This is a genomic window from Bacillus sp. S2(2019) (assembly GCF_005144805.1).
Lineage (GTDB): Bacteria > Bacillota > Bacilli > Bacillales > Bacillaceae > Bacillus > Bacillus altitudinis.
This window is the reverse complement of the sequence record NZ_SWFL01000005.1, coordinates 181,758-188,433: the sequence shown is the minus strand read 5'-3', so window position 1 is coordinate 188,433 and position 6,676 is coordinate 181,758. Positions and strand designations below refer to the sequence as shown.

At 42.6% G+C, this 6,676-nt stretch carries 6 protein-coding genes, 2 tRNA genes and 1 rRNA gene; 8 read left to right on the top strand and 1 reads right to left on the bottom strand.

Features of this window, described 5'->3' with window-relative positions; all coding sequences use genetic code 11:
* Positions 1-9 precede the first annotated feature (9 nt).
* The 8 genes from rrf to tsaD all read left to right on the top strand — a co-directional run bounded on the left by rrf (position 10) and on the right by tsaD (position 4,236).
* Positions 10-125 (top strand): 5S ribosomal RNA (gene rrf, locus FBF75_RS17845).
* Positions 126-142: 17 nt separating this feature from the next.
* Positions 143-219, top strand: a tRNA-Met gene (locus FBF75_RS17840).
* 49 nt (positions 220-268) lie between these two features.
* Positions 269-345 (top strand) — tRNA-Asp (locus tag FBF75_RS17835).
* Positions 346-624: 279 nt separating this feature from the next.
* Positions 625-1,602, top strand: coding sequence for a thiamine-phosphate kinase (gene thiL, locus FBF75_RS17830; RefSeq protein ID WP_099496348.1), 978 nt, complete (start codon positions 625-627; stop codon positions 1,600-1,602).
* A 12-nt stretch (positions 1,603-1,614) separates the two neighbouring features.
* Positions 1,615-2,091 carry a tRNA (adenosine(37)-N6)-threonylcarbamoyltransferase complex ATPase subunit type 1 TsaE gene (tsaE, locus tag FBF75_RS17825; protein ID WP_007496038.1) on the top strand — a complete coding sequence of 159 codons (477 nt, stop codon included), beginning with the start codon at positions 1,615-1,617 and terminating at the stop codon, positions 2,089-2,091.
* Positions 2,072-2,761: a tRNA (adenosine(37)-N6)-threonylcarbamoyltransferase complex dimerization subunit type 1 TsaB gene (gene tsaB, locus FBF75_RS17820; RefSeq protein ID WP_099496349.1), complete on the top strand. Its 690-nt coding sequence runs from the start codon at positions 2,072-2,074 to the stop codon at positions 2,759-2,761. The genes tsaE and tsaB overlap by 20 nt, the downstream gene beginning before the upstream one ends.
* Before the next feature lie 25 nt (positions 2,762-2,786).
* Complete coding sequence (gene rimI, locus FBF75_RS17815) at positions 2,787-3,215, top strand: ribosomal protein S18-alanine N-acetyltransferase (RefSeq protein WP_008344382.1); 429 nt, start codon at positions 2,787-2,789, stop codon at positions 3,213-3,215.
* Complete coding sequence (gene tsaD / locus FBF75_RS17810; RefSeq protein ID WP_099496350.1) at positions 3,208-4,236, top strand: tRNA (adenosine(37)-N6)-threonylcarbamoyltransferase complex transferase subunit TsaD; 1,029 nt, start codon at positions 3,208-3,210, stop codon at positions 4,234-4,236. The genes rimI and tsaD overlap by 8 nt, the downstream gene beginning before the upstream one ends.
* A gap of 470 nt (positions 4,237-4,706) precedes the next feature.
* Here tsaD and FBF75_RS17800 read toward each other — a convergent pair whose 3' ends face one another.
* Entirely contained in the window at positions 4,707-6,629 is a 1,923-nt protein-coding gene (locus tag FBF75_RS17800) for an ABC-F family ATP-binding cassette domain-containing protein (RefSeq protein ID WP_052321020.1), read from the bottom strand.
* Positions 6,630-6,676: the final 47 nt, after the last annotated feature.

Below are 6,676 nucleotides of genomic sequence, written 5' to 3'. Positions count from 1 at the left end.
TCCATCAGGTTTGGTGGCGATAGCGAAGAGGTCACACCCGTTCCCATACCGAACACGGAAGTTAAGCTCTTCAGCGCCGATGGTAGTTGGGGGTTTCCCCCTGTGAGAGTAGGACGCCGCCAAGCTTGTCATTTTATATCGTCGCGGGGTGGAGCAGTTCGGTAGCTCGTCGGGCTCATAACCCGAAGGTCGCAGGTTCAAATCCTGCCCCCGCAACCAAATTATTTTACCTCTTAAATAGGGAGTACTCATTGAGTACAGCCAAAATGGTCCGGTAGTTCAGTTGGTTAGAATGCCTGCCTGTCACGCAGGAGGTCGCGGGTTCGAGTCCCGTCCGGACCGCCATTTTTATGACTTGTAAACGAAAACGTATAGTTTCGTTTTTTTTTTATGTCTTTTTCTTTCAATAAGTATCCTAGATGCAATGAAACTCCTTGTGTTTGGCTACACTAAATGTGATAAGAAAAGATCATGACTTCAACAAACAACGCCTGGTTTTTTTATACCAGGCTTTCTTTATATCGTTTTTAGTTGGAACCGAGGCTCATATTCGCTACACTAATACTAACTGTGTCTGACATCATGTTTGCTCAATCAGTTGATTGTATGAAGGGGCTGTCTTTTATGGATGAATTTGATCTTATTCGCCGAATTACACCAAAAGAAACGCATCAGCGTTCTTTGGTCATGGGCATCGGTGATGATGCTAGTGTTTATCAACCTCATTCACATTGTGAAGAGGTCGTTTGTGTTGATACAATGGTAGAGCATGTCCATTTTCGATTTGATTTTTCCACACCCTTTGAGGTTGGATTTAAAGCGCTGGCAGTGAATATCAGTGATATCGCAGCCATGGGAGGAACCCCTAAGTATTATCTTGTATCAATTGCGATCCCGCCTCATGGGGATGAAGCAATTATCGCAGCTTTTTACGAGGGAATGAAAGCATTGGCTGACACATATCATATGGATTTAATCGGTGGAGATACAGTAGCCACCCGCAGTGACTTTGTCATCACAGTAACGGTCATTGGTGAGATTCCAAAGGGAACAGCCTGTTACCGTCATAGTGCTCAGACAGGAGACATTGTCTTTGTCACAGGTGAACTAGGTTCATCAGCTGCTGGGCTATCCCTTTTAATGAATGAAGTAAATGCTGCACATTCGATTGACACTGCTTTTTTTCTAGAGCGACACAAAATGCCGCAGCCGCATATTGCTGCTGGCCTTATTTGTTCAAGCTTCCCCCGGGTGACCTTGAATGATGTGAGTGACGGATTAGCGAGTGAGCTGAACGAAATAGCGGAGGCCAGTCGTGTAACGCTGGAAATTGAGGCTGATCAACTCCCAAAACATCCACATCTCCCGTTGTTACATAAAGAGTGGATGGAATGGGTCTTGTTCGGTGGAGAGGATTTTGTCTTAACTGGTACGATCCCTGAAACGGATTGGAAGCGATTTGAGACGCAATGTAAAAAAGAACACATTCAGGTCACGCGTATTGGACAAGTCAAAGATGATCGAGCGTCCAGCGTTATTTTAAAAGACCATGATCAACAAACAATTTTAATGAAAAAAGGATATAATCATTTTAAGAAATGAGGTGACTCCACCATGAAGTTAACGTGGACAACAAAAGGTGCGGATGAGACGAAACGAATTGCTGCTGCCTTGGCTACACTTGTGATGCCCGGCGATGTCTTAACATTAGAAGGAGACTTAGGCGCAGGTAAAACGACTTTTTCAAAAGGTTTTGCAGAAGGCTTAGGTATTACCCGTATCGTCAACAGCCCTACTTTTACAATTATTAAAGAATATACGGATGGCAGACTGCCACTTTATCATATGGATGTGTATCGTATGGAAGATGCGGAAGAAGATATTGGACTGGGCGAATATTTTGAGGGGGAAGGTGTATGTTTGGTTGAATGGGCACATCTCATTGAACCTCAATTGCCTTCATCGTATTTAAAAATTGAAATGCTGAGAACAGAACGTGAAGAAGAACGTCATCTCACGTTTTATGCAAAAGGGGAGCGCTATGAGGCCCTTTGTAAGGAGATGAAAGATATTGACCATACTGGCAATTGATACGTCAAACCATACACTCGGAATAGCTCTTGTCCGTGATGACACTGTGGTTGGGGAAAGTATTACGTACTTAAAGAAGAATCATTCAGTACGAGCAATGCCGACAGTTGAAGCACTGATGAAAGAATGCGGCGTAGCACCGAACGAATTAAGCAAAATTGTTGTAGCCAAAGGACCCGGTTCTTACACTGGCGTTAGAATCGGTGTGACCATTGCAAAAACACTTGCTTGGACGCTGTCTATCCCGATAACTGCTGTTTCAAGTTTAGAAACGCTGGCGGCAAATGCTCGATATTTTGATGGAATGATTTCTCCTATATTTGATGCAAGAAGAGGACAAGTTTATACAGGGTTATATACATTTGAAGGTGGAAAGATAAAAGAAGTGAAACCAGATCAAAATATCCTGCTCACTGATTGGCTTCAAGAGCTGAAAAAGGAAGGGAACCCTGTTTTATTTCTTGGACATGATGTGCATCTTCATCAAGAGAATGTTCTCTCCATACTTGGAGAAACTGCTGTGATCGCAGACGAGGCATTTCACAACCCAAGACCTTCAGTGCTCGCATTTTTAGGGGCAGACCGCCCTGCTGAAGATGTCCATCAGCTTGTTCCTAATTATATTCGTTTGGCAGAAGCGGAAGTGAAATGGCTTGAAGGACAAAAATAATCTCAACACAGTAGAGATGCGAAGAATGACAGTAGAGGACATCCCAGAGGTATATACGATTGAAGTGCATTCGTTTACAGCGCCTTGGAAGAAAGAGTCGTTTGTCTATGAAATTCTCCATAACCAATATAGCCATTATTTCCTCATTGAAGAAGATGGTCAGCCTGTTGGGTATTGCGGCGTTTGGATTGTCATGGATGATGCACAAATTACGAATATTGCGATTCTCCCTGAGCACCGGGGAAAAGGATACGGGGAAGCGCTGCTTCGATATGTCATGGAATTTTGCAAAGAAAAAAAGACAGATCATCTTTCACTAGAAGTGCGGGTATCAAATACGCCAGCACAATCCCTTTATGAAAAGCTAGGTTTTAAACCAGCTTCTATTCGAAAGAATTATTATACGGATAACGGGGAAGATGCATTAGTCATGTGGGTGAAGATAAATGAGTGAAAAAAAAGATCGATTCATATTAGGTATAGAAACAAGCTGTGACGAAACAGCTGCGTCAATTGTGAAAAATGGGAAAGAGATCGTAGCGAATGTTGTCGCCTCACAAATAGAAAGCCATAAACGATTTGGCGGAGTGGTACCAGAAATCGCTTCAAGGCATCATGTGGAACAAATGACGATCGTATTAGAAGAAGTCATGACGCAGGCCAATATGACCTTTCAGGATTTAGATGCCATTGCTGTGACAGAAGGTCCAGGCTTAGTTGGTGCACTTTTGATAGGTGTCAATGCAGCCAAAGCACTGAGTTTCGCACATCAAATTCCGCTTGTAGGTGTTCATCATATTGCTGGACACATTTATGCGAACCAGCTCGTTGGTGAACTGGTGTTTCCTTGTTTAGCTCTAGTCGTCTCTGGTGGGCATACTGAGCTTGTTTTGATGAAAGAGCATGGGTCTTTTGAGGTCATTGGCGAAACGTTGGATGATGCGGCTGGAGAAGCGTATGACAAAGTAGCTCGGACAATGGGTCTGCCATATCCAGGGGGACCTCACATTGATCGATTGGCACATGAAGGGGAGCCAACGATTAAGCTTCCTCGTGCATGGCTTGAAGAAGGATCCTATCATTTTAGTTTCAGCGGTTTAAAATCAGCGGTCATCAACACATTACACAATGCGTCTCAAAAGGGCGAAACCATTGCGCCAGAGGATTTGGCTGCAAGTTTCCAAGAAAGCGTGATTGAGGTGCTGGTTGGAAAGACCTTAAAAGCGGCTGAAGCGTATGATGTGAAACAAGTCGTTCTAGCTGGCGGGGTTGCTGCCAATAAAGGTCTTAGAGAAGCCCTTACTTCAGCATTTGCGAAGTTGCCTGAAGTGAATGTCATGATTCCGCCATTGTCTCTTTGTACAGACAATGCAGCCATGATTGCTGCTGCGGGAACCATTGCATTTGAAAAGGGAATAAGAGGAGACATGGCAATGAACGGTCAACCTGGACTGCCGCTTGTCTCCTATGAATAAGAACTCCTGTGGATATACAGGAGTTTCAGCGTGTAGACAAACCCTCGCATTCTTTGTCAGTCCTGCGTGCTGGTGCTCACGAATGTGACATTCGCTCCGCGCCAGTACTCCTCCTTCCTAGGGCTGCAAAGGTTTTCTATCACGCTGAGAAGAAGACAAAGGGATAAAATAAAGTTCATTTTATCCCTTTGTCGACAATTTGGAACTCCTGTGGATATACAGGAGTTTTTTCTGTTGAAATGAAAGCGATTTATTCACATGTAAACGTTATATATCCACAATTGTTAGAAAATTCGTTTTAAAATGAAGAGAATGTGTATAAATGTGATCTTTTATGTGGATATGTGATTAAAATGCTGTGGATAAAGTGGATAACTTTAAAATATTTAAGAATAATCAAGAGATTATTGTGGGTATCATTGTGGATAAAGATTCTCGCCTTAAAAAAAGAGCACCCGTTAGGGCACTCTTTATGCATCTGATAGGTCTTCCCATTCCGCAAAAAGTGATTCCATCTCTTGATTGAGCGCATCATTTTCTGTTTGAATGGCTTGTACTTTCTCGTGATCTTGGAAAATAGCAGGATCACATAGAAGCTCTTCGTTTTCACCAAGTTTGTCTTCGATGACAGCGATACGCTCTTCAATTTCTTCAATTCGGCGCTGCTTTTGTCTTTCTTTCTTTTTGAGTTCTTTCTCTTCTGCATAGGAAAGTTTTGCTGTTTCTACTGGTTTTTCTGCTTGTTTTTTATGCGTCTCCTGAGTTTGGAGTGCTTCAAGCTCTAATTGTTCGTTTTTCTTTTCAAGATAATAATCGTAGTCACCGAGGTATTCTTTTGTTTCATTTGGTGACAACTCGAGAACTTTTGTTGCCAGGCGATTGATAAAGTAACGGTCATGTGAAACAAACAAGATGGTGCCTGGATAATCTATTAGTGCATTCTCTAATATTTCCTTACTGTCTAAATCAAGATGGTTCGTCGGCTCATCGAGAATGAGGAAATTGGCTTTTTGGAGCATCAGCTTTGCCAGTGCAAGTCGTGCTTTTTCTCCACCGCTTAATGCATGTACAGGCTTTAAGACGTCATCACCTGAAAAAAGGAAGTTTCCTAAACAAGTCCGAATGTCTTTTTCAGTCATATGGGGAAAATCATCCCAAAGTTCATTTAACACTTTTTTGGAGGATGTCAGCTTGGCTTGTTCCTGATCATAGTAGCCAATCGTCACATGAGAACCAAAGCTGATCTCGCCTTTTACTGGTTTTAACGTATCCGTTAAGGTTTTTAAAAGAGTTGATTTCCCGATACCGTTAGGGCCGATGAGTGCCACGCTATCCTCCCGTTTAATATGAAAAGAGAGGGAGGAGAGGAGCGGCGTTTTTTCATCGTAACTAATATCGAGATCATGCACCTTCAGCACGTCATTTCCGCTTTGCCTCATAATATCGAAATGGAAGTTTGCGGATTTTTCATCTCCTAACGGTTTATCTAAACGATCCATCCGTTCCAGCTGTTTCCGCCTGCTTTGAGCACGCTTTGTGGTGGAGGCTCTTGCTAAGTTGCGATCCACGAAATCTTGAAGCTTCGAAATTTCTTCTTGCTGTTTTTCATACAGCTTCATATCACGCTCTAGCTGCTCAGCTTTTTGGTCAAGATACTTACTATAGTTCCCTGCGAACTTTTTCATCGCTGTTCTTGACACTTCATATACATGGTTCACGACTTTGTCTAAGAAGTATCGATCATGGGAAACGATGAGGATGGCTCCTGTATAATTTTGCAAATACTGCTCAAGCCATGATAAGGTATCAATATCTAGATGGTTGGTTGGCTCATCCAAAATCAAGAGTTCTGGTTTCATCAATAATAGCTTTCCAAGCGCTAGACGGGTTTTCTGACCGCCGCTTAAGGATTGGACGGTTGTATGATCTTCAAAATGACTAAAGCCGAGTCCGTGTAAAATGGAGCGGACATCCGCTTCATATTGGTAGCCGCCTTGATCTTTAAATGCTTGCTGCAGTCTGTCATAGGTTTTCATTAGAGAATCTAATTCTGTTCCTGTGGAAGAAGCCATTTTCTCTTCTATGGTTCTCATCTCTTTTTCCATTTCTTTTAAATGATCGAAAACCGATAGTAGTTCGTCTTTTAGCGTACGTGTAGACGTCACATCTGTATGCTGTGCGAGATATCCAATGGATAGGTCTTTCGGTTTGATGATCTCACCTTGTTCGTAAGACATTTGACCGGCAATGATTTTTAAAAGCGTGGATTTTCCTGCACCGTTACGACCGACAATGGCAATACGATCCCTCGCTTTGACTTCCAATTTTATATTCGTTAAAACGGTATCAGCGCCAAACGATTTGGACAGCTGATTCACTTGTAGAATCATCATGTAACTTCACCTCTGCTATAATATGTTAAGTGTAGCTTATCAGCAGT